Origin of the sequence: Limnohabitans sp. Jir72 (genome assembly GCF_003063575.1) — a bacterium.
Taxonomy (GTDB): domain Bacteria; phylum Pseudomonadota; class Gammaproteobacteria; order Burkholderiales; family Burkholderiaceae_C; genus Limnohabitans_A.
Genome location: NZ_NESC01000004.1, coordinates 110,664 through 132,225 on the forward strand (window position 1 = coordinate 110,664; position 21,562 = coordinate 132,225).

Here is a 21,562-nt window from a genome sequence, read left to right on the forward strand (position 1 = left end):
CACCCCATGAATTTGCTCACCCGAGATGTGCCCCCCCGCAGCGCCTGGGCGCTGGAACAAGCGGGTATCCACCCCCTGCTGGCCCGCCTGTATGCCGCCCGTGGCGTGCAGTCCAAAGACGAACTCGACGACGCCCTGAACCTGCTGCTGCCCCCGGCCGGCATGCTGGGCACCACCGAAGCCGCCAAACTGCTGGCCGACGCCATGGCGCAAAACAAGCGCCTGTGCATCGTGGCCGATTACGACTGCGACGGCGCGACCGCCTGCGCCGTGGGCGTGCGCGGCCTGCGCATGCTGGGTGCCCAAAACGTGAGCTATCTGGTACCCGACCGCGTGATCGACGGCTACGGCCTGACCCCGCCGATTGCTCAGCGGGTGCACGCGCAAGGTGCCGATGTGTTGATCACCGTGGACAACGGCATTGCCAGCGTGGCGGGCGTGCAAGCGGCGCAAGCGCTGGGCCTGCAGGTGCTGGTGACGGACCACCACCTGCCCGGCAGCGAATTGCCCACGGCTGAGGTCATCGTCAACCCCAACCAGCCCGGCTGCAGCTTTGTCAGCAAATCCATGGCCGGTGTGGGCGTCATGTTTTATGTGCTGCTGGCCCTTCGGGCTGAGTTGCGCCAGCGCGGCGTGTTTGACGCGAGCAACCAGCCGCGCCTGGACGCGCTGCTGCCGCTGGTGGCTTTGGGCACCGTGGCCGATGTGGTCAAGCTCGACGCGAACAACCGCCGTTTGGTGGCACAGGGCCTGCGCCGCGTGCGGGCCGGAGCCTTGCCGCCCGGCATGGCAGCGCTCATGCGCGCAGCGGGCCGCGAAACCGCCAAGGCCACCACCTTTGATTTTGGCTTTGCCTTAGGCCCGCGCATCAACGCCGCTGGACGCCTGGCTGACATGACGCTGGGCATCGAATGCCTGCTGACCGACGACGCAGGCCGCGCCGACGAACTGGCCAAACAACTGGATGCGATCAACCGGGAACGCCGCGTGATCGAGGGCGATATGCGAGAGATGGCCATGGAGATGGCCGAATCACTGTTTGACGAAGGCGACGAGCCGCCGCCTGCCATTTGTGTGTTCGACCCGGACTTTCACGAAGGCGTGGTCGGCATCGTGGCCTCGCGCATCAAGGACAAGCTGCACCGCCCCACCTTTGTATTCGCGGCCAGCAGCGCACCCGGAAAAGAACACGAACTCAAAGGCTCGGGCCGCTCGATTGCGGGCTTCCATTTGCGCGACGCGCTCGACCTGGTGGCCAAACGCGCCCCGGGCGTGCTGCTGCGCTTTGGCGGCCACGCCATGGCGGCGGGTTGCACGATTGCAGAAGAACACCTCGATGTGTTCGAGGAAACGCTCAACCAGGTGGCGATGGAGTGGCTGGACGCTGCCACCCTGCAACGCCGCCTGGAAACCGATGGGCCGCTGCCCGCCGAATACCGCCGGGTGGATCTGGTGGACATGCTGCACCACGAGGTCTGGGGCCAAGGCTTTGCACCGCCTGTGTTTTGCGAAGAGATCGAGGTGGTCTCGCAGCGGCTGGTGGGTGAGAAACACCTGTCGCTCAAGATGAAACACCAGGGCCAGCCGGTCGACGGCATCTGGTTTGGCCGCACCGAGCCTTTGCCCTCACGCGTCAAACTGGCCTATAGGCTCGATGCCGACGAATGGCAAGGCCAAAAACGCGTGCGTTTTCTGGTGGAAGGCGCCGAGGATTGATGTGATCCACCTCAAATCGGCGCACTGATGCCTTCGCGCGCCATGCGCCGGTAAATGGTGGAGCGGCTGACGCCCAGTTGGCGGGCCACTTCCGAGACATTCCAGCGCTCTTGGCGCAAATGCGCCAGGAGTTGGGCGCTCTTTTCGTGCAGGGCTGACTCTGGCATGGACGACGGTGGCTGGCTGGACAGGGCCGTGCATGACGCCAGCGGCTCCCCCGAGGCCAAGCGGGGCGGCAACAAAGGCACGCCCGCACCGCACTGCAACTCGCGAGGCAAATGCCTGGGCTCGATCAGATTGCGTTCACACAAGGCCACCGCCGTTCGCAACACGTTTTTCAACTCGCGGATATTGCCAGGCCATGCATAGTGCTTCAACAAATCGCAGGCCTCTGGCGTGATGGTGGGAATGAACACCCTGGACTGTGCGCGTGTTTGCGCGTGCAAGACCTGTTCAATCAGTGCGCCCAAATCCTGGCGTTCGCGCAAAGCAGGCAACTCGATCACGATGCCACTCAAACGAAAATACAAGTCCTGCCGGAAGTGCCCCTCTTCCACCATGGACAGCAGCTTGCGGTGCGAGGCGCAAATGACCTGCACATCCACTTTGGCCGACACCTCTGCGCCCAAGGGCATGACTTCCCCTTCCGCCAGAACGCGCAACAAGCGGGTCTGCAAAGCCAGTGGCATGTCGCCAATTTCATCCAGAAACAAGGTGCCGCCATCGGCTTGCTGGATCTTGCCCTTGACCCCTTTGGCGCGTGCCCCGGTGAAGGCGCCATCCGCATAGCCAAACAACTCACTCTCAATCAGGCTTTCGGGAATGGCTGCGCAATTGAGGGCGATAAAGGATTGGGCTTTGCGGGCGCTGCACTGGTGCATGGCTTGCGCAAACATTTCCTTGCCGGTGCCGGTCTCCCCATGCAACAAGACCGAAATGCCCTTGTTCATCACCCGACTGGCCTTGAGCACGTTGGACATCATCAAGGGGTCCGTACCGGCCAGCACATGCAAAGCTTGCAGGTCCGTGCCCACCGAAGCGGCCTGGGCATGGTCTGCCAAGACCCGGGTCACACGCGGCTGCGTCGGATGCGTGAGTTTGGCAAAGTAGCGACGTGCACTGGCCACATGGCGCACTTCGAAGGCGTCACCTTTGGCCCGGTGCGCCTGCGTGACCAGTGCGGGCATGTCCAGGCCCAACACATGGCTGATGTCTGCCCCCATGCACGTCAGCGCATGCGCCAGTGGATGGTCCGGATGGGCCCCCAAGCACTGACGCGCCCGGCTGTTGGCGGCCATGACCCGCCCGCTCTCGTCCAAGGCCATCAAGAGGCTGACCTGCACATCCAGCAAGGCCCGGCTTTCGCTCAGGTGCAAGACGCAGTGGTGGCGATGCTGGCGCAAAAAATAAGCGTCCTCGACCATTCGGGCCGTTTGCGACACCATCTGCAACACCAGGTGTTGACTGCGCTTGTCATGCGGTGAATACAGGGCCGATGCATCCAGAACGGCCAGCAAATCACCCGCAGGTCCGAACACCGGGGCAGAGCTGCAGGTCAAGGTGGTGTTGGGCGAGCGAAAGTGCTCATCGTGGTGCACGGTGATGGGTGCGCGTTCAATCGAACACACGCCCACTGCGCAAGTGCCTTCCACCTCCTCTGACCAGCAAGCCCCCACGTAAAGACCCGCATGTCGCAGCTCTTTGTCGTGGGCCTCGTTGTTCACAAAGTCCACCGTCACGCCCTGTGGATCGGTCAGCAACACCACATAACCGGCATCCCGCACTTGGCGCGAGAGTTGATTCATGCCCTCGCGCGCGGTGTGCATCAAGTCTTCCAGTGGCGTTTGGTAATCCTTGAGCTGCCCCCTCGAATACACCCTGGGTGGCGTGCTCAGACCTGGGTCTATCTGGTAGCGCTCCAGAGACCGTTTCCAGGACTTGGCCAGGGCCGAGTCGCCCTGCATGGCCTGACGAATGCGCTGGTCGATGACGGAAGCAGAAAAGGACATGGTGAAAGGGGTGAACACGCCCTACAAGCGGCGCAAGAAGGATTCCCCCAAACGCCGTAAGCACACGTGAAGTCGTTGACAAGACGACTCCATCATAGTCATTTATGCCTCTGTTTTCATTGGCGCTTACCCGACTGAAACGTGTCATTTGTTGCATGTGAATGCAACACCTGTCGCACCCCGAAAGGCGGCCATTGCATCACCTGTCTGCCTTTTGCAACAGGCCAGCGGCCATGCAGTCAGGGCAATCCCTTGCTGGAACTGGCTTTTGCCCACTGGCACGGCGATTGCAAAAGTTCATCGTCCGATGCCCGTCATTCGACGGTGCACGGCACCAGAACTTGAGGAGATATGCATGCAAGCAAGTACCGAGCAATTGCGGTGGATGTACGAAACGATGGTCGAAATTCGTGAGTACGAAGAAACCATGGTCAAGGTGTATATGGAAGGCAAACTGCCGCCCGCCATTCAAAAAGGCCTGGCCTTTGACATCGGCTCAGGCCCCGTTCCCGGAGAGATGCACCTGGCCGCAGGCCAGGAGCCGGTGGCCGTCGGGGTGTGCGCGCATCTGCGCCAAGACGACACCGTGGTGGGCGCACACCGCCCGCACCACTTTGCCATTGCCAAGGGCGTGCCCCTCAAACCCATGACGGCCGAGATGTTTGGCAAGGCCACGGGCCTGGGCCGTGGCAAGGGCGGTCACATGCATTTGTTTGACCCGGAGCACAAGTTCAGCTGCAGCGGCATCGTGGGCGCCAGCATGCCCCCGGCTTGCGGCGCAGCGCTGGCCGCCAAAAAGCGCGGCACCGATGCGGTGGCCGTCGCCTTTTTTGGAGAAGGCGCCACCAACCAGGGTGCCTTCCATGAATCCATGAACCTGGCTGCCCTGTGGCGCTTGCCGGTGATTTTTGTGTGCGAAGACAACGCGTATGCCATCTCGGTCGAAAAGTCCGAATCGACCTCTGTGGCCTGGAATTCAGACCGTGCAGCGGCATACGGCATGCCCGGCATTTTGGTGAAAGACAACGACGCCGTCGAAGTGTTCAAAGCCGCAGGCCAAGCCGTGGCGCGGGCACGCGCAGGCCTTGGGCCGACCCTGATCGAGGTCAAGACCGACCGCTACCTGGGTCACTTTCAAGGTGACCCGGAAACCTACCGCCCCAAAGGCGAAACAGAGGAATTGCGCAAAAACGATCCGATCCCGCACCTGGCTCAGCAACTGCGTTCCCTGGGCGCCCTGGACGATGGCCAAGACGCGGCATTGCGCCAGGCCGTGCACCAGCGCGTTCAAGAGGCTTACGACTTCGCGCGCAACAGCCCCTACCCCGAAGCCGAAGACGCCTTGCTGCATGTCTTTGCCTGAATTTTTCAGCCTCGGAAAACCCCACACCCCCTCACATTTCAGGAGTCCTTCATGACCCAACCCACCCGCAAACTCACCATGGCCCAAGCCATCTCCGAAGCCATTGGCCAGGAGATGGAACGCGACGCAGAAGTCTTTGTGCTCGGCGAAGACGTCGGCAAGTACGGCGGCATCTTCGGTGCCACCGGCGGCCTGCTCGACAAGTTTGGCAAAGACCGCATCATGGACACGCCCATCTCTGAAACCGGCTTCATTGGCGCGGCCATCGGCGCAGCGGCAGAAGGCATGCGCCCGATTGCCGAATTGATGTTTGTCGACTTCTTTGGCGTGTGCATGGACATGATCTACAACCACATGGCCAAGAACACCTACATGGCCGGTGGCAACATCCAGCTGCCCATGGTGCTGATGACGGCCATTGGCGGCGGCTACAACGATGCGGCGCAGCACTCGCAATGCCTGTACGCCACATTTGCCCACATGCCGGGCCTCAAGGTGGTGGTGCCCTCCAACGCCTATGACGCCAAGGGTTTGATGACGCAGGCCATCCGGGACAACAACCCCGTGGTCTTCATGTTCCACAAAGGCATCATGGGCCTGCCCTGGATGTCCTACCTGGAGGGCAGCACCAACGAGGTGCCGCAAGAGGCTTACACCATCCCATTCGGCAAGGCCAAGGTCGTGCGCGAAGGCCGCGATGTGACGATCGTCACGCTCAGCCAGATGGTGCAAAAAGCGGTGCTGGCCGCCGAAACCCTGGCCGCACAGGGCATCGACGCAGAGATTGTGGATTTGCGCACCGTGGTGCCCCTGGACCGCGAAACCATCTTGGCCTCGGTCAGCAAGACGGGGCGTCTGCTGGTGGCCGATGAAGACTATTTGAGCTTTGGTCTGTCGGGCGAGATCGCCGCACTGGTGGCCGAAAACCTGGACATCCTGACCCTCAAAACGCCTGTGCGACGCTTGGCCGTGCCCGATGTGCCGATTCCCTACAGCCGTCCGCTGGAACAATTCGTCATCCCGCAAGTGGCCAACATCGTGCAGCAGGCACAAGCCTTGATGGTGGCGCCGAAAGTGAAGGTGGCCGCATGAACGCCGTGACCTTGCCCGCCGAATTGTGGGCCGACGTGGATGAGGGCACCGAAGCCCTGGTGGAAGAATGGCGGGTCAAAGAACATGACACGGTGACGGCAGGTCAGGTGCTGGGCAGCGTGGTTCTGGTCAAGTCCAGCCATGAAATCACGGCCCCCGTGGCCGGCACCGTGCAACGCATTTGCGTGCAGGTCGAGGAGACTTTCGCGCGCGGCACCACACTGATCGAGCTGTCATGAGCGTCATTCCCCTCAAAGGCATGCGAGGTGCGATTGCGCGCAACATGACCTTGGGCTGGCAAGCCCCTCGCGTGGCCATGACCGTGGAAGTCGACATGACGGCCTGCCTGGGCCAACAAGTCGGCGTCACGCCCCAGGTGCTCAGCGCGGTCGCAGGCGCTTTGCGGGATCACCCCGCGCTCAATGCGTGGCTGACCCCCGAGGGCATCGCCCCGCAGAGCGTGGTGAATCTGGGGATGGCCGTCGCGCTGTCAGAAGGCTTGGCTGTGCCTGTGATCCGCAACGCGGCGGCCAGGTCACTGGCCGACATGGCGCAGCAGGTTCGGGAATTGGCCGCAGCAGCACGCCAGCAAAGCTTGCCGCCCAAGGCCTATCAGGGCGGCAGCTTCACGGTGACGAATCTGGGCGCCACGGGCATTGACTGGTTCACGCCGATTCTCAATCCACCCCAAGTGGGTATTTTGGGCATCGGCCGCACGCTGGACACCCCCGTGGTGCGTGACGGCCAGATCGTGATTGCGCCCATGATGTCCATGACATTGGTGTTCGATCACCGCGCTGTGGATGGTCACCCTGCTGCCCTGTTCTTGGCCGACTTGCGCAAGCGACTTGAAGCAGGAGTTTGCCATGAAGCGTGACTGGCTTGTTGATTGCCTGACAGCGTCAGCTGCACAAGAGCAACGCTGGAACGAAGAGCAGCTGGACACGCTGGTCACAGAGCCCCGGTTGCGCTTTTGGCGCTACACGGAGCCTGCGTTGGTTCTGGGTTGCGGGCAGCGTGCCAATTTGGCACAACTGCCTGACAGCGCCATACAAGCGTTGGTGCGTCACGCCGGTGGCGGGGCGGTTCTAACAGGCCCCTGGATGCTGAGCCTGTCGGTCATATTGCCGCCTGACCACCCTGCAGTTGGCCAGGGCATTTTGAGCAGCTACCGCTGGTTGGGCGAGGGCCTGGCCACGGCATTGCACAAATGCTGGGACGTGCCCGCCAAAGCCCTGGCCTCGCACCCGATCCGCCCCGCGCATTGGGCTTGCTTTGCAGGCTTGTCCCCCTGGGAAGTGGTGGCCGATGGACGAAAGCTCGTCGGTCTGGCCCAAGTACGCCGGCGCACAGGCGTGTTGCTGACCGCGGGTATTTTGGTCAATCCACCCGACTGGGCACTGCTGTGCGAGGCCATGGGCAAACCCCAGACAGACGCCACGGTGCTAGAGCGCGCAACCACTTCGGTCAGCGCCTATCTGGACCACATGGTCACAGACCTCGATGTGTTTCCTGCACTGTCTTTTGCAGTGCATGAAACGCTTCATTCATTTTCAACACAGGAGACTTTATGAACACACAAAAACCTTCCATGCGCATCCTCGAAAAATTGCCTCAAGTTCAGCGCCGAGGATTTCTCGCGGGTGCTGCCGGCATGAGTGTCGTCCCGATTGCGGCTCTGAGCGTGACACCCTCGGTGCTCCACGCAGCATCCTTCAAGGTGCTTGGCAGCCAAACGGGTGTGACCTTGCTTCGCATGGCGCGCGATATTTACCCGCATGACAAATTGACCGATCGTTATTACCTGCAAGCGCTCATGCCACATGAAAAAGCTGCAGCCAAAAATGCGGCCCTGAAAAAACTGATCACCGATGGTGTCTCTGAATTGAACGCACAAGCCAGAGCCCGTTTTGGCACCAGCTATGTGGCCATTCCCAAAGAAGCCGATCGCGTCAGCTTGCTCAAAGGCATGGAACAAACGCCCTTTTTCCAAAAAATCCGCGGTGACATGGTCACCGGTCTTTACGACAACAAGCAGGTCTGGCCCATGTTGGGCTACGAAGGCTCATCTTGGCAAAAGGGCGGTTACGTCAACCGTGGCTTCAACGACATCAACTGGCTTTGAGCCCATTTTCAGGAGATAAACACATGGCAACACCTACACAATTTAGCCTCAACGACGACAGCGTCGTGGTCATCGTCGGCTCCGGCGCGGGCGGCGGAACCCTGGCCAATGAGTTGGCCCAAAAAGGCATCAACTGCGTGATTCTGGAGGCGGGCAAACACTACACCCAGGCCGATATCGACAACGATGAATGGGGCATGTTCAACAAAATTTCCTGGCTGGACAAGCGCATCTCGGCCGGTGGCTGGCACCACACCAAGACCTACCCCGGCCTGCCCGCCTGGATCGTCAAGGGCGTCGGTGGTTCATCTGTCCACTGGGCTGGCCTTGCCTTGCGCTTTCAGCCGCACGAATTCAAAACCCGCAGCACCTATGGCGAACAAGCGGGCACGCAAGTGATGGATTGGCCTGTGGATTACGCCGAAATGGCGCCCTTCTACGATCTGGCCGAAAAGAAGTTGGGCGTCACGGGCACTGCAGCCAGCGGATTGCCCATGCTGCCTGAGAACAACCACTACAAGGTCATCGCTGCCGGGGCGCGCAAGATTGGCTACAAAAACATCGTGCGCCCCATGGCCATCAACTCGCAGGCCTACCAGCACCGCCCCGGTTGCCAGCAAATCGGTTTTTGCATGCAAGGCTGCAAGATCGGCGCGAAATGGTCCACCCTGTATGCAGACATCCCGGATGCCCTGGGCACCGGCAAGGTCGAGCTGCGCCCGCAGTCCATGGCCCTGCGCATTGAACATGACGCACAGGGCAAAGCCACGGGCGTGCTGTATGCCGACAAAAACGGCAAGCAGCATTTCCAGAAAGCGCGCATCGTTTGTGTCGCAGGCAACTCGATTGAGTCGCCACGCCTCTTGCTGAACTCGGCCTCCAGCATGTTCCGTGACGGTTTGGCCAACTCGTCCGGCCAGGTGGGGCGCAATTACATGAACCACTCCACAGCGGCAGCGGCGTCGATTTATGACAAACCTGTCTACATGTACCGTGGCACCTCTATTGGTGCGGTGGTGGCCGATGAAGCACGACATGACGCATCACGCGGCTTCAATGGTGGTTACTACCTGGAAGGTTTGTCTCTGGGCCTGCCCTTCATGGCGGCCTTCATGCAACCGGGCGGCTGGGGGCGCGATTTCACATCGGCCATCGATTTGTACGACCACATGACCTGCGTCTGGGTGTGCGGCGAAGACCAGGCCATGGCGGACAACCGCATCACCCTGCACGCCACGGAAAAAGACCAATATGGTCTGCCCGTCCCCGTCGTCACCAAGACCTACACCGCCAACGATGATCGGCTCGCCAGCCACGGCCTCAAGCAATGGCGTGCTTTGTCCGAAGCCGTGGGGGCCAAGCGTGTGATCGACATGCCGCCTTACCCGGCCAGCCACAACATGGGCACCAACCGCATGAGTGAAAAAGCGCGCGACGGGGTGGTCAACCGCCACGGTCAGGCGCACGACATCAAAAACCTCTTTGTCTCGGACGGCAGCCAATTCACGTCCAGCGGCGCCTGCAACCCGACCCTCACCATCGTGGCCCTGGCCATTCGGCAAGCCGGTTTCATTGAAAACGCGATGAAACGTCGGGACCTCTAAGAGCCTGCGCGACAAATCGTTGTGGTTCACACCGTGCCTGGCCGTTCAAGGCCAGACAAGGTGTGATCCAGCGATTGGCCGCACATCAACAGCGTACTTTGCATGCAACACCATCGCCACGCAGTCAAGCTGTGCTGGACAGCTTGAACTCCAACGCGTTGAGCACGGGCGCTGAAACCAGGCCCGACACATCACCGCCGAGCTTGGCGATTTCGCGCACCAAGGTGCTGCTGATGTGTTGCACATTCGCGCTGGTGTGCAAAAACACGGTGTCCACATCGGGCGCCAAGTGCCGGTTCATGCCCGACATCTGGGTTTCATAGTCATAGTCGGTCACCGAACGCAGGCCGCGCACGATGACTTGCGCCTTTTGGGCGCGCACAAAATCCACAATCAGCCCATCAAAAGGCACCGCCTTCACATTGGCGCAATCGTGCAAGGCCGACTGCGCCAGGTGCAGGCGCTCGTCCAGGCTGAACAGGGTTTTCTTGTGGTGCGCAGTGGCCACCGCGATGATGACCTGATCGAACATGCGGGCCGCACGGCGCACCACGTCCTCATGGCCCAGCGTCAGCGGGTCAAAGGTGCCGGAGTAAACAGCGATCACGGGGTGGTTCATGGTGGAGTCCTCGGTTCAGTCTGCACAAATTATGCAGTGCGTTTATGCAGTGCGCTGCAGCAAATGGGCGTGCACGGCACCGGCCTTCAGGTGGCGCTCGACCTTCAGGCCCCAAACACCCAGCGCCTCGTCGGTCCAGGCCACGGGCGCCTCCAGGTACACCCAGCCGCCCAGCGGCACCGCCGCTGCAGCCGCCTTGAGCGCCGATTCAAACCAAGGGCCATCAAACGGCGGGTCGATGAACACCAGGTCCACACTGCCTGCAGGCAGGCGTTGCAATGCCGTGATGGCATCACCGCGCTGCACCTGGACCATGCCCGCCTGCAAACGCAGCACATGGGCTTGCAAAGCGCTCACCAGCACAGGGTCTTGCTCCAGCATCAGAACATGCGACGCACCGCGTGAAGCCGCCTCCAGCCCCAGTGCGCCGGTGCCTGCAAACGCGTCCACACAGCGCCACCCGGCCAGGTCTTGGCCCAACCAGTTGAAGAGAGTTTCACGCACGCGATCAGGCGTGGGGCGCAGGCCCGGTTTGTCGATGACTTTGAGGCGTGTGCGGCGCCACTGGCCGCCGATAATGCGCACCTCGTGCGAGGGCGGGCCTTTAGGCACCGGCTTGTGAGGCTTTTTGGAGGCGGCATGGCGAACGGCACTTTCGCTCATTGCGCGTTTGGAATTGGATGAGGGCATGGTCTGCAAGTGTAAAGGCCAGCATGTGGCCCCTGCACCTGGGTGGCATGCTCCAACGGCACCCACAAACAAGAAAGCCAGCACGGGTGCTGGCTTCTTGTGGGTGAACCGCAGGCCGGACAAACGGTCCGGCCGCCGGGCATCACTTGCCTTGAGGCATCTTGGCATCCACTTTGGCAGCGGCTTTGTCGGCCGTTTTTTCTGCGGCAGGTGCCACTTTGGTTTCAGCGGACGCTTGTGCCGCTTTCGCTTCGGCTTTGTGAGCCGCTTTCTTTTCGGCTTTCACGGCTTTGGCTTGTGCCTTGGCATCTTTCACTTCCGCTTTGGCAGCTGGTGCTACGGCGGCTGCAGGAGCAGCGGCTGTCGCGGGCGCAGCGGGAGCTTGGGCGAATGCACCGGCAGCAAAGAAACCGGCGATCAGGGTGGCGAGCAGCTTGTTCATGAGAAGAGTCCTTCTTTCAGTTTTCAGTCCAACACCTTGCTGGACTTGCAACTACAACGCGCCCCGTCTGCGGTCTGATGACGAAAGCGCCGGGCCAGTTGTAAGCGCATGTGTTTTGCAAGCCTTCCACTGATCGGGCACCGCTGAATATCAGGGCTGCGCGCCCAGCACCACCGTGACCATGCGATCGGGCTGCAACACCCGGGCCATGGCGCGGCGCACATCGTCCACACGCACACGTTCGACCTGCGCGGTCCAGCTGTCCAGGTAATTCAGGGGCAGTCGGTTCCAAGCGATGTTGGACACGTTGTCGAGCAGCTTGCGGTTGCTGTCGATGCGCAAGGCAAAGCCGCCGATCAGGTTGGACTTGGCCGCTTGCAACTCGGCTTCGGTGGGGCCGTCCTTGACGAAAGTGCGCACCACCTCTTGTGCCACCGCCGTGGCCTGCGCGGCTTGGTCTGGGCGGGTTTGCAAACCCACGGTGAAGGCGCCCGCGTGCAGTGCTGGCGCGAAATAGCTGTACACGCTGTAGCTCAGGCCCCGCTTTTCGCGCACCTGCTCGGTCAAGCGCGACACAAAGCCGCCGCCACCCAAAATGTGGTTGCCCACCAGCAAAGCGAAAAAGTCCGGATCATTGCGCTTGTAGCCCGGCTGCCCCATCAGCACATGGGCCTGTGCCGAATCAAAAGGCACGTTCACAATTTGTGCTGCTTGCAGAGGCTGGACCTCGGCCACCGGCGGCAAAGGCTGGCAAGTGGCCATGGCTGGCCACAGGGCCAACAGACGTTTGACCAGCGCATCGGCCTGGGCTCGCGACAGATCGCCCACCACGCTGACTGCGGCATTGCAGGGACGCAAAGCCTGGGCATGCAAGGCTTTCAGTTCAGCGGCGCCAATGCGCGACAAGGATTCGGGCGTGGTTTTGTAGCCGTAAGGATGGGCACCATAGACGGCCGAGGCGTAGCTGTTTTGCACCAACGTGCCCGGTTGCGTCAAAGACTCGCGGATGGCGGCCGACATGCGCTCACGGTCACGCACCCAGACGGGCTCGGGAAACGTCGGATGCGCCATTTGACGTGCGGCCAAGGCCACCGCCTTGTCCAGCAAGTCCGGATAGCTCAGGCTGCGCAGCGAAAAGCTCAAGCGGTCTGCGCTGGCACCGGCACCAAAGCTGGCCCCCAGATCGGCCCACGCTTCACCCAGCTGGTTTTCATCCATGGCCTTGGCATACGGGCCTGAACCTTTGGGGTCGGCGCGCAGGCCGCTGGAGATTTGTCCAGCCATGACCGAGGCCAAGCCGGCCTGCGCGGCCGGATCGCGCCGACTGCCAGCGTCCAGATCGATCTGGACATCGACCATCGGGATGGCGTGGCTTTCGACCAAGTAGACGCGGGCACCGCTGGGCAGGGTCCAGTGCTGAATCGGCAAGGCCGCCTGTGCCCAAGTGGCCGCCAGCAAAGCAGCACACAGGCCCATTTGACGAAACATGTTGTTGACTTTCATGACCACCCCTTCAGTGCCGCGCACCGGCAGCGGGTTTGCGTTTGACTTGTCCCGACAGGGGCTGCGGGCGCAACACCGCCACGGTGAGGCTGTCATCCCCGAAATACTTTTGCGCCACCGTCTGCACTTGCGCGGCCGTGACCTGGCGCAGCCGGGCCATCAGTTGCGCGCCATGGTCGGGTGGCAAACCCAGCGTCCAGGCCACACCCAGTTCGCGGGCCTGGTTAAAAACCGAGTCGAGTTTGTAGATTTCGCTGGCGACCCACTGGGTCTTGACGCGTTGCAGCTCGCTTTCGGTCACGCCCTGTGATGCCACTTTTTGCACTTGGGCGCGCAAGGCGGCTTCCAGCGCCTCGGTGGTCTGGCCTTTGGCAGGTACGCCTTCGAGATAGAAAAATTGCGGACCTCGCCCCATCAGGCCGTTGTGCGCGCCCACGCTGTCGGCCAGGCGCTGCTCACCTTGGGTCAGGGCGCGCTCCAGACGGGCGCCGCTGTAACCGTCCAGCACCGCAGCCAGCACGGTCAGGGCCAGCGCATCGTCGTGCTCTGGCGAGGGCTGCAAACTGGCCAGGCGAGGCACCTTGAAGGCCAGCGCCACATAAGACTGCTCGGCAGGGGCCTTGAATTCAAAGCGGCGCAGCCCTTGCTGGGCGGGCTCTTGCTGGGGCTTGCGATCGGCCACGCTGCGCGAGGGGATCGCGCCGTAATACTGCTCAGCCAGGGCTTTGACCTGCACCGGGTCCACATCGCCCGCCACCACCACCACCGCGTTGCCCGGCACGTACCAGTGGCGGTAAAAATCGCGCGCGTCTTGTGCCGTCATGGCGTCCAGATCGCTCATCCAGCCCACGATGGGGCGGCGATAGGGGGAAGCGGTCAAAGAGGTGGCCGCGAGCATTTCGTGCAGCAAGGCCCGGGGGTTGTCCTCGGTGCGCAAGCGGCGCTCTTCCTTGACGACCTCCAGCTCTTTGGCAAATTCCGCATCGGGCCACTGGTTGTTGGCAAAGCGGTCCGACTCCAGCCGCATCACGGCTTCCAGCTGGTGAGAGGGGATCTGCTGGTAGTAGCCCGTGTAGTCCTTGGAGGTGAACGCGTTTTCGCGCCCGCCCAGTGCCGCCACGCGGCGCGAAAACTCTCCGGCGGGCAAAGTGGGCGTGCCTTTGAAGAGCATGTGTTCCAGCACATGGGCCACACCGCTGGTGCCGTCCACCTCGTCCATGGAGCCCACACGCACCCAGACCATGTGCACGGCTGTGGGCGCTCGGCGGTCTGGCTTGACCCACAAAGTCATGCCGTTGGCCAGTGTGTAGGTGTGCACTTGCGCAGCAGGCGTGGCCGCAGCAGCCGCAGGGGCCTGTGCAAAGGTGGTCAAAGACGCGCCCAAAAGAACGGCCAGCCAGGAAATTCCCAAGAGAAAGTTCGGTTTCATAGAATGCATGATCCTTCAAATCCACACCATGTTCAGTTTCTTCAGCAAAAAGTCCCCGCCAGAGCAGGCGAAAATACCCCCGCCAGCCGCCGCTGCAGCCGTCAACACAGCGCCCGCTGCAGAGCCCGTGGCCGAGCCAGCGCCTGCCGCACCCGCGCGCCAGGGCTGGCTGGACCGCCTGAAAAACGGCCTGCGCAAGACCGGCTCCAACATCGCCACGGTGTTCACCGGCACACGCATCGACGACGAACTCTACGAAGAGCTCGAAACCGCCTTGCTCATGGCCGACACCGGCGTCAAAGCGACCGAGCACCTGCTGCAAGACCTGAAGCGTCGCGTCAAAGAAGCCAAGGCCACCGAGCCCGCCCAAGTCAAAGGTCTGCTGGCCGAGGCCATTGCCGATTTGCTGAAAGTCTTGCAAAAACCGCTGGAGATCGGCGCACACCACCCCACGGTGATCATGGTCGCTGGGGTCAACGGGGCGGGCAAAACCACATCCATCGGCAAACTCACCAAACACCTGGCCGATGACGGCCTGAGCGTCTTGCTGGCCGCAGCCGACACATTTCGGGCAGCGGCGCGCGAGCAGCTGGCCGTTTGGGCGGACCGCAACACGGTAGAGATCGTCAGCCAAGAAGGCGGCGACCCAGCCGCCGTGAGCTTTGACGCCGTGACCGCAGGCCGCGCCCGTGGCCGCGATGTGGTCTTGGTGGACACCGCAGGCCGCCTGCCGACCCAGCTGCACCTGATGCAAGAGCTGGGCAAGATCAAGCGCGTGGTGCAAAAGGCCGAGGCCAGCGCACCGCACGAGGTCTTGCTGGTGATTGACGGCAACACGGGCCAAAACGCGCTGGCCCAAGTGAAGGCTTTTGACGACACCCTGGGCCTGACGGGCCTGATCGTGACCAAGCTGGACGGCACGGCCAAGGGCGGCGTGCTGTGCGCCATTGCCCGCGAAAAACCCATCCCGGTGTATTTCATCGGCGTGGGCGAAAAACTGGAAGACCTCGAAACTTTTGACGCCCGCGAATTCGCGCAGGCCCTGCTGAGCTGAACCCATGACCACCACCGAAACCCGATCCGAACCGCGTTTGACCTCCCTCTCGCACGGGGGCGGTTGCGGCTGCAAGATTGCACCCGGCGTGCTGTCTGACATCCTCAAAAGCACCCATGCGATGCCCTTGCCCAAGGAACTGCTGGTGGGCATCGAGACGGCCGACGACGCGGCGGTTTACAAGCTCAACGACGAGCAGGCCCTGATCGCGACCACCGACTTTTTCATGCCCATCGTGGACGACCCCTTCGACTTTGGCCGCATTGCCGCGACCAATGCCATCAGCGATGTCTACGCCATGGGGGGCACGCCCATCATGGCGCTGGCCTTGGTGGGCATGCCCATCAACGTGCTGTCCACCCACACCATTGGCCGCATCCTCGAAGGCGGTGCCAGCGTCTGCCAAGCCGCAGGCATCCCGATCGCGGGCGGGCACACCATCGACTCGGTGGAGCCCATTTATGGCTTGGTGGCCTTGGGTCTGGTCCACCCCAGCCGCATCAAGCGCAATGCAGATGCTCGGCCAGGCGATGTTCTGGTGCTGGGCAAACCGCTGGGCGTCGGCGTGCTGTCGGCGGCCCTGAAAAAGAACGCCCTGCCTGCCGAGGGCTATGCCCAAATGATCGCCACCACCACCCGCTTGAACACTCCAGGCCCCGATTTAGCTGCCCTGCCAGGTGTGCATGCGCTCACCGACGTGACAGGCTTTGGTTTGGCGGGCCATGCACTTGAAATGGCCCGTGGCAGCGGCTGCACGGTCCAGATCGACTGGTCCAAGGTGCCCTTGCTGACGGGCGTGCGCGAGCTGGCCGCCCAAGGGATGGTGACCGGTGCTTCTGGCCGCAACTGGGCCGGCTATGGCCAAGATGTCCAGCTGCCTGCTGGCTTTGCGGCCCCTGACCAAGCCCTGCTGACCGACCCCCAAACCAGCGGTGGCCTGCTGGTGGCCTGCAGCCCGGACAGCTTAGACGAGGTGCTGGCCACCTTCGCCCGCTACGGCTTTGACCAGGCGGCGGTGCTGGGCCGGGTGGTCGAAGGCCACGCTGGCTTGGTGATCCAAGACTGAACGACCTACCTGTTACACCTGCACACGGCTTCCGTGTTCAGGGTATTAGCACTCACACCCAGGGAGTGCTAATATGGGTGGATTAAAAGGAGTTCTGGTATGACCACTCAAACCATTTCCCCGGCCACCGCGATGACACTGGGCAACCCATGGGCCGTGGTGCCCTCGCTGGGTCACCTGGACGCGTACATCTCAGCGGTCAACCGCATGCCCATGCTCACGCTTGAGGAAGAGCAAGAAGCCGCCCGCCAACTCAATGCCAACGACGATTTGGAAGCCGCCCGCAAACTGGTGCTCTCGCACCTGCGCTTGGTCGTGTCCGTGTCACGCCAATACCTGGGCTATGGCCTGCCCCACGGCGACCTGATCCAGGAAGGCAATGTGGGCCTGATGAAGGCCGTCAAGCGTTTCGACCCCGACCAAGGCGTGCGCCTGGTCAGCTACGCGCTGCACTGGATCAAGGCCGAAATCCACGAGTACATCCTGAAAAACTGGCGCATGGTCAAGGTCGCCACGACCAAGGCCCAGCGCAAGCTGTTTTTCAACCTGCGCTCGATGAAGCAAGGCTTCAAGGCCGAGGCCGAAAGCGGCACGCACCGCGATACGCTGACGCCCGAGCAGATTGACGTGATGGCACATGACCTCAACGTCAAGCGCGAAGAAGTCATGGAGATGGAAATGCGCATGTCCGGTGGTGACGTGCTGCTGGACCCAGCCCCCTCGGACGATGGCGAACAGGCCTTTGGCCCGATTGCTTACTTGGCCGATGCCAGCCACGAGCCCACTGCCATGATCGAAGCGCACCAGCGCGATGTGATGGCCAGCGATGGACTGGCGGCCGCGCTGAACGCCTTGGACGAACGCAGTCGCCGCATCGTGGAAGAGCGCTGGCTCAAGGTCAACGACAACGGCTCGGGCGGCATGACGCTGCACGACCTGGCGGCCGAATACGGCGTGAGCGCTGAACGCATCCGCCAGATCGAAGTCGCGGCCATGAAAAAGATGAAAAAGGCGCTTGTCGAGTTCGCCTAAACGCACTGGCAAACACCCCCCTTACCCGGCCATGGCCGGGTATTTTTTTGGCAGACCCTGCACGCACAACGTACCGTCACAAGGCATATTGGCGCTGCGCTAAAGTGGCAGCTGTTGAGATGTTCTGGAGATCCCTTGATGCGCTTGCAAACTTTGTCCCCTCTTTCCCGCCGATCCTTGTTGAGCGCTGCTGCCCTGGCCTTGTGCCTGACCAGTCATTTGGCGCAAGCCGCTGCCGACTGGCCCAGCCAGACCATCAAGCTGGTGGTCGGCTTTCCGGCCGGTTCCAGCCCTGACTTGACGGCACGTGCGCTGGCGGAACCTTTGGGCAAAGCCCTGGGGCAGACCGTGATCGTCGAAAACAAGGTGGGCGCAGGTGGCAACATTGCGGCCGACCATGTGGCCAAGTCCACCGATGGCCACACCTTGGGTCTGATGATCAACGGCAACATGACGATCGCCCGCATCCTCAACCCCAAGGTGACGTACGACCCCTTGAAAGACTTGGCCCCGGTGAGCCTGATTGGGACCGCGCCATTGCTGCTGGCAGCGCCCGCCGATGCGCCAGGCACCTCACCCGCGCAATGGCTGGCCCACGCCCGGCAAAGCGGCAACAAACTGAGCTATGGCTCCCCCGGCGTGGGCACCGTGGCACATCTGGGCATGGAGTTGCTCAAAACGCAAGCGGGCATCGACCCGGTGCATGTGCCCTACCCCGGCAACCCGCAAATCATGAACGCCATGATGGGCGGGCAAATCCAGTTGGCGCTGCTGCCACCTGCCATGGCCTTGACCCAGGTGCGTGCAGGCAAGCTGCGTGCAATAGGCACCACCAGCGCAGGCCGCAGCACGCTCGCGCCCGATGTGGCCAGCCTGGCCGAGGTCGGTGTGAAAAACTACCAGCAGGAAATCTGGAATGCCGTGGCGGCCCCCGCCTCAATGCCGCCTGCCGTGCTGAACAAACTGTCGGCCATCGTCAGCGAAATCGTGCGCTCGCCCGACATGCGCTCGCACATGTTCCAGCAAGGCTGGCAGGTGGTGGGCTCATCGCCCGAGGGTTTGCGCAACCGCATTCAAGCCGACACCAAGGCGCTGGGCGACATCATCGTGCGCCAAAAAATCCAGATCAATTGATCCGGCCGGGGCACCTGCGCCCCGACACTCAGCTGGCGTCACTTGAGCAAGATCTTGACGTCTTCGGCGAGCGCCGCTGCGCCGCTGCCATAGCGGTTGTACAGGCGCACCCGGCCTTGCGGGTCGAAGGTGTAACTCCCCGCCGAGTGGTCCATGGTGTAGCTGGTGGACGTTTTGCCATCGACCTTCTTGTAGTAAATCTTGAAGTCTTTGGTGACCTTGGCCAGCTGCTCGGGCGTGCTGGCCCGCAAAGCCACAAAGCTCGGATCAAAGTTGGCCATGTAGGACTTGAGCAGCTCAGGCGTATCGCGGTCCGGGTCCACCGTGATGAACACGCCTTGCAGACGTTCACCGCCCTTGCCCAGCAGGCGTTTGACCTCGGCCAGCTCCTGCATGGAGGTCGGGCACACATCGGGGCATTGGGTGTAGCCAAAAAACACAATCACGACCTTGCTGGCAAAGTCCTTAAGCGTGCGCAACTGCCCGTTTTGGTCTGCCAGCTCCCAGCCCTGAGCATATTCAGCGCCCGAGATGTCCACACCGCGAAAAGCGGGCTTATCCTGCCCACAAGCGCCTAGCGCCAGCAAGGCCACTGAGCTCAGTCCAGCGAGCCATTGACGTTTGTTCATAGGATGCTCAAAAAAGGTAATGATCCACCAGCAGCGCGGCAAACAAAGCGCTCAGATGAATCAGGGAAAAACGGAACGTCTTGCGCGCCAATTCGTCGGAATAGACACGAAACAAGGCGACGGCGTAAGCGATGAAGCCGATACTCAAGACTGCGGCCACACCCAAGTAAAGCCAAGAGCTCATACCGTACACAAAGGGCATCAGGCAAGCGGCCATCAAAACCACCGTGTACAGCAGGATCTGCAAGCGGGTGAAGGCATTGCCATGCGTCACGGGCAGCATGGGCAGGCCCGACTTGCGATAGTCCTCCACGCGGTAGAGCGCCAACGCCCAGAAATGCGGCGGCGTCCACAAGAAGATGATGAGGAAAAGGATGAGCGCCTCGGGGCCCACTTCGCCCGTCATGGCAGCCCAGCCCAGCACCGGTGGCATGGCTCCGCTGGCACCGCCAATCACGATGTTTTGTGGCGTGAGCGGTTTGAGGATCACGGTGTAAACGATGGCGTAGCCCACAAAAGTGGCAAAGGTCAGCCACATGGTGAGTGGGTTGACCATCACGTACAAAATGGCAGAACCCAGCGTGCACAAAGCGGCTGAGAACAGCAAGGCCTGTCGATCGCTCAGCTCGCCTTTGGCGGTGGGACGCCAAGCGGTTCGCTTCATTTTCGAATCGATGGTTTTTTCCACCAAACAGTTGAAAGCTGCCGCCGCGCCGGCCACCAGCCAGATGCCAACACAAGCCCACAAGCCCAAGAGCAACTCGGGCGCTCTGGGTGCACCGGGTACGGCCAGCACCATGCCAATCAGTGCGCAGAACACGATCAGTTGAACCACACGGGGTTTGGTCAGCGCGTAATACTGGCGCCAAGCAGAAGAAGTCGCAGCAGTCATGCAGCAGGCCTTGAATCAAGAGAAGAACGTTCACCTGCGCCATGGCGCGGTGAATCCACAGAATTAGCCGGGCGACTGATGCACAGCGCCCAAGTCAACACCAACACCAGCGCCGATGCGCCACCGGTGTGCAACACCGCAGCCACCAAAGGCCAGTCCAACACCACATTGCTCAGACCTGTGGCCAATTGCAAAGCGGCCAAAGTCAACAAGGCATGCGCCAATCGCTGCATGCCTGGGACCTGACGCAAACGCCAGCCCACAAAGACCAGCACCGTCAACACCCCCCATGCCGCACTGCGGTGAACGAAGTGGATGGTGGTCAATGCAGAAAAAGGCAAGATCTGACCCTCCACGGTATGACCCAGATCGCGCCACAGCGCAAAGCCCTGCCAGTTGAGCTCGGGCAACCAAGTGCCGTTGCAAGACGGAAAACCTGTGCACGCGAGCACCGCATAGTTGGTGCTCACCCAGCCGCCCAAAGCTATTTGCAGGCAAAGCAAGCCAAAGGCCAGCCATAGTCCACGGCGCAATGCAGGTGACACCGCAAAGCTTTGCCAACCGTCATACCGCACCGCCTGAGCGGCCAGCAAAGCCAGCAAGCCGATGCCAAACAGCAAATGTAAAGTCACGATGGCGGGAAACAGTTTCATGGTGACCGTCAAGGCACCGAAAGCGCCTTGCAGGCAGACCCATAACAAAGTGAACGTCGGCCAGGCAGGGTTCACAGCTTGCGCAGGGTCTCTTCGTCGCTGGTTCCAGGTCATCATCCCCAGACTCATGATCAAAACCCCCACACCAGTGGCCAGATAGCGGTGCACCATCTCGACCCAGGCTTTGCCATGCGTGACCGGGCCTGTGGGCATGGCCGATTGCGCGGCCTCGATGTGCACCTGAGCGCCCACCGGCGTGGCACTGCCGTAACAACCCGGCCAATCGGGACAGCCCAGACCCGAATCGGTCAACCGGGTGAATGCACCAAACAAAATCAGATCAAAGGTCAGAAACAAGGTCAGGATGGTCAAGGCCTGCAAACGGCGACCAGCAGGCGCATGGCGATGACGCCAGACCCACCAGCTCAGGGGGAGCAAGGCCAATGCCAGACCCGTAGCCATCACTTGGAGGATGGGGTTGAGGTTGTACAGATCTAACGTGCTCATGGG

Annotated in this window: 21 protein-coding genes; 12 read left to right on the forward strand and 9 right to left on the reverse strand. The window is 61.7% G+C overall.

The features are described from left to right. The first annotated feature begins 6 nt into the window (after positions 1 to 6). On the forward strand, positions 7 to 1,716 hold the full coding sequence (gene recJ / locus B9Z52_RS06925; protein ID WP_108413120.1) for a single-stranded-DNA-specific exonuclease RecJ: 1,710 nt from the start codon (positions 7 to 9) through the stop codon (positions 1,714 to 1,716). An 11-nt stretch (positions 1,717 to 1,727) separates the two neighbouring features. Here recJ and B9Z52_RS06930 read toward each other — a convergent pair whose 3' ends face one another. Beyond that, complete coding sequence (locus tag B9Z52_RS06930) at positions 1,728 to 3,725, reverse strand: sigma-54-dependent Fis family transcriptional regulator (protein ID WP_108413296.1); 1,998 nt, start codon at positions 3,723 to 3,725, stop codon at positions 1,728 to 1,730. A gap of 355 nt (positions 3,726 to 4,080) precedes the next feature. Between B9Z52_RS06930 and B9Z52_RS06935 the strand changes: the two genes are divergently transcribed. Genes B9Z52_RS06935 through B9Z52_RS06965 form a run of 7 tightly spaced genes read left to right on the forward strand, consistent with a single transcriptional unit; the run spans position 4,081 to position 9,909 of the window. Beyond that, the gene (locus tag B9Z52_RS06935; protein ID WP_108413121.1) at positions 4,081 to 5,088 is read left to right on the forward strand and encodes a thiamine pyrophosphate-dependent dehydrogenase E1 component subunit alpha; all 1,008 of its coding nucleotides are present in this window, start codon (positions 4,081 to 4,083) and stop codon (positions 5,086 to 5,088) included. A 51-nt stretch (positions 5,089 to 5,139) separates the two neighbouring features. Continuing rightward, positions 5,140 to 6,180 (forward strand): alpha-ketoacid dehydrogenase subunit beta, encoded by a 1,041-nt coding sequence (locus B9Z52_RS06940; protein WP_053172431.1) that lies wholly within the window; start codon positions 5,140 to 5,142, stop codon positions 6,178 to 6,180. Continuing rightward, positions 6,177 to 6,419: a lipoyl domain-containing protein gene (locus tag B9Z52_RS06945; RefSeq protein ID WP_108413122.1), complete on the forward strand. Its 243-nt coding sequence runs from the start codon at positions 6,177 to 6,179 to the stop codon at positions 6,417 to 6,419. Before B9Z52_RS06940 ends, B9Z52_RS06945 begins: the two co-directional genes overlap by 4 nt. Continuing rightward, on the forward strand, positions 6,416 to 7,057 hold the full coding sequence (locus B9Z52_RS06950; RefSeq protein ID WP_108413123.1) for a dihydrolipoamide acetyltransferase family protein: 642 nt from the start codon (positions 6,416 to 6,418) through the stop codon (positions 7,055 to 7,057). Before B9Z52_RS06945 ends, B9Z52_RS06950 begins: the two co-directional genes overlap by 4 nt. Then, the gene (locus B9Z52_RS06955) at positions 7,047 to 7,754 is read left to right on the forward strand and encodes a ligase (protein WP_108413124.1); all 708 of its coding nucleotides are present in this window, start codon (positions 7,047 to 7,049) and stop codon (positions 7,752 to 7,754) included. The genes B9Z52_RS06950 and B9Z52_RS06955 overlap by 11 nt, the downstream gene beginning before the upstream one ends. Next, the gene (locus B9Z52_RS06960; protein ID WP_199222053.1) at positions 7,751 to 8,305 is read left to right on the forward strand and encodes a gluconate 2-dehydrogenase subunit 3 family protein; all 555 of its coding nucleotides are present in this window, start codon (positions 7,751 to 7,753) and stop codon (positions 8,303 to 8,305) included. Before B9Z52_RS06955 ends, B9Z52_RS06960 begins: the two co-directional genes overlap by 4 nt. A 23-nt stretch (positions 8,306 to 8,328) precedes the next feature. Further along, complete coding sequence (locus B9Z52_RS06965) at positions 8,329 to 9,909, forward strand: GMC family oxidoreductase (protein WP_108413125.1); 1,581 nt, start codon at positions 8,329 to 8,331, stop codon at positions 9,907 to 9,909. Positions 9,910 to 10,033: 124 nt separating this feature from the next. On the opposite strand, the gene coaD is transcribed toward B9Z52_RS06965, so the two are convergent. From coaD to B9Z52_RS06990, 5 genes are all read right to left on the reverse strand, one after another. Beyond that, entirely contained in the window at positions 10,034 to 10,528 is a 495-nt protein-coding gene (gene coaD / locus B9Z52_RS06970) for a pantetheine-phosphate adenylyltransferase (RefSeq protein WP_108413126.1), read from the reverse strand. Between the two features lie 42 nt (positions 10,529 to 10,570). Beyond that, positions 10,571 to 11,218, reverse strand: a complete 648-nt coding sequence (gene rsmD / locus B9Z52_RS06975; RefSeq protein WP_108413127.1) for a 16S rRNA (guanine(966)-N(2))-methyltransferase RsmD — start codon at positions 11,216 to 11,218, stop codon at positions 10,571 to 10,573. A gap of 142 nt (positions 11,219 to 11,360) precedes the next feature. After that, positions 11,361 to 11,660, reverse strand: a complete 300-nt coding sequence (locus tag B9Z52_RS06980) for a cell envelope biogenesis protein TolA (RefSeq protein WP_108413128.1) — start codon at positions 11,658 to 11,660, stop codon at positions 11,361 to 11,363. Positions 11,661 to 11,810: 150 nt separating this feature from the next. Beyond that, a complete protein-coding gene (locus tag B9Z52_RS06985; RefSeq protein ID WP_369907863.1) occupies positions 11,811 to 13,163 on the reverse strand; it encodes a M16 family metallopeptidase in 1,353 nt (450 codons plus the stop codon). A gap of 10 nt (positions 13,164 to 13,173) precedes the next feature. Continuing rightward, a complete protein-coding gene (locus B9Z52_RS06990) occupies positions 13,174 to 14,592 on the reverse strand; it encodes a pitrilysin family protein (RefSeq protein WP_108413129.1) in 1,419 nt (472 codons plus the stop codon). Between the two features lie 28 nt (positions 14,593 to 14,620). Here B9Z52_RS06990 and ftsY point away from each other — a divergent pair, with 28 nt between their 5' ends. The 4 genes from ftsY (at position 14,621) to B9Z52_RS07010 (ending at position 18,878) form a co-directional block, all read left to right on the forward strand. Then, on the forward strand, positions 14,621 to 15,646 hold the full coding sequence (gene ftsY, locus B9Z52_RS06995; RefSeq protein WP_199222054.1) for a signal recognition particle-docking protein FtsY: 1,026 nt from the start codon (positions 14,621 to 14,623) through the stop codon (positions 15,644 to 15,646). A gap of 4 nt (positions 15,647 to 15,650) precedes the next feature. Next, on the forward strand, positions 15,651 to 16,712 hold the full coding sequence (gene selD / locus B9Z52_RS07000; protein WP_108413131.1) for a selenide, water dikinase SelD: 1,062 nt from the start codon (positions 15,651 to 15,653) through the stop codon (positions 16,710 to 16,712). 99 nt (positions 16,713 to 16,811) lie between these two features. After that, on the forward strand, positions 16,812 to 17,744 hold the full coding sequence (gene rpoH / locus B9Z52_RS07005) for an RNA polymerase sigma factor RpoH (RefSeq protein WP_108413132.1): 933 nt from the start codon (positions 16,812 to 16,814) through the stop codon (positions 17,742 to 17,744). Positions 17,745 to 17,882: 138 nt separating this feature from the next. Then, on the forward strand, positions 17,883 to 18,878 hold the full coding sequence (locus tag B9Z52_RS07010; protein WP_108413133.1) for a tripartite tricarboxylate transporter substrate binding protein: 996 nt from the start codon (positions 17,883 to 17,885) through the stop codon (positions 18,876 to 18,878). 38 nt (positions 18,879 to 18,916) lie between these two features. On the opposite strand, the gene B9Z52_RS07015 is transcribed toward B9Z52_RS07010, so the two are convergent. The 3 genes from B9Z52_RS07015 to B9Z52_RS07025 are packed head-to-tail and all read right to left on the reverse strand — an operon-like array spanning position 18,917 to position 21,559. Then, complete coding sequence (locus tag B9Z52_RS07015; protein WP_108413134.1) at positions 18,917 to 19,507, reverse strand: SCO family protein; 591 nt, start codon at positions 19,505 to 19,507, stop codon at positions 18,917 to 18,919. Between the two features lie 7 nt (positions 19,508 to 19,514). Beyond that, positions 19,515 to 20,399 (reverse strand): heme o synthase, encoded by an 885-nt coding sequence (cyoE, locus tag B9Z52_RS07020; RefSeq protein WP_108413135.1) that lies wholly within the window; start codon positions 20,397 to 20,399, stop codon positions 19,515 to 19,517. Then, positions 20,396 to 21,559: a heme A synthase gene (locus tag B9Z52_RS07025; RefSeq protein WP_108413299.1), complete on the reverse strand. Its 1,164-nt coding sequence runs from the start codon at positions 21,557 to 21,559 to the stop codon at positions 20,396 to 20,398. The genes cyoE and B9Z52_RS07025 overlap by 4 nt, the downstream gene beginning before the upstream one ends. Positions 21,560 to 21,562 lie beyond the last annotated feature (3 nt).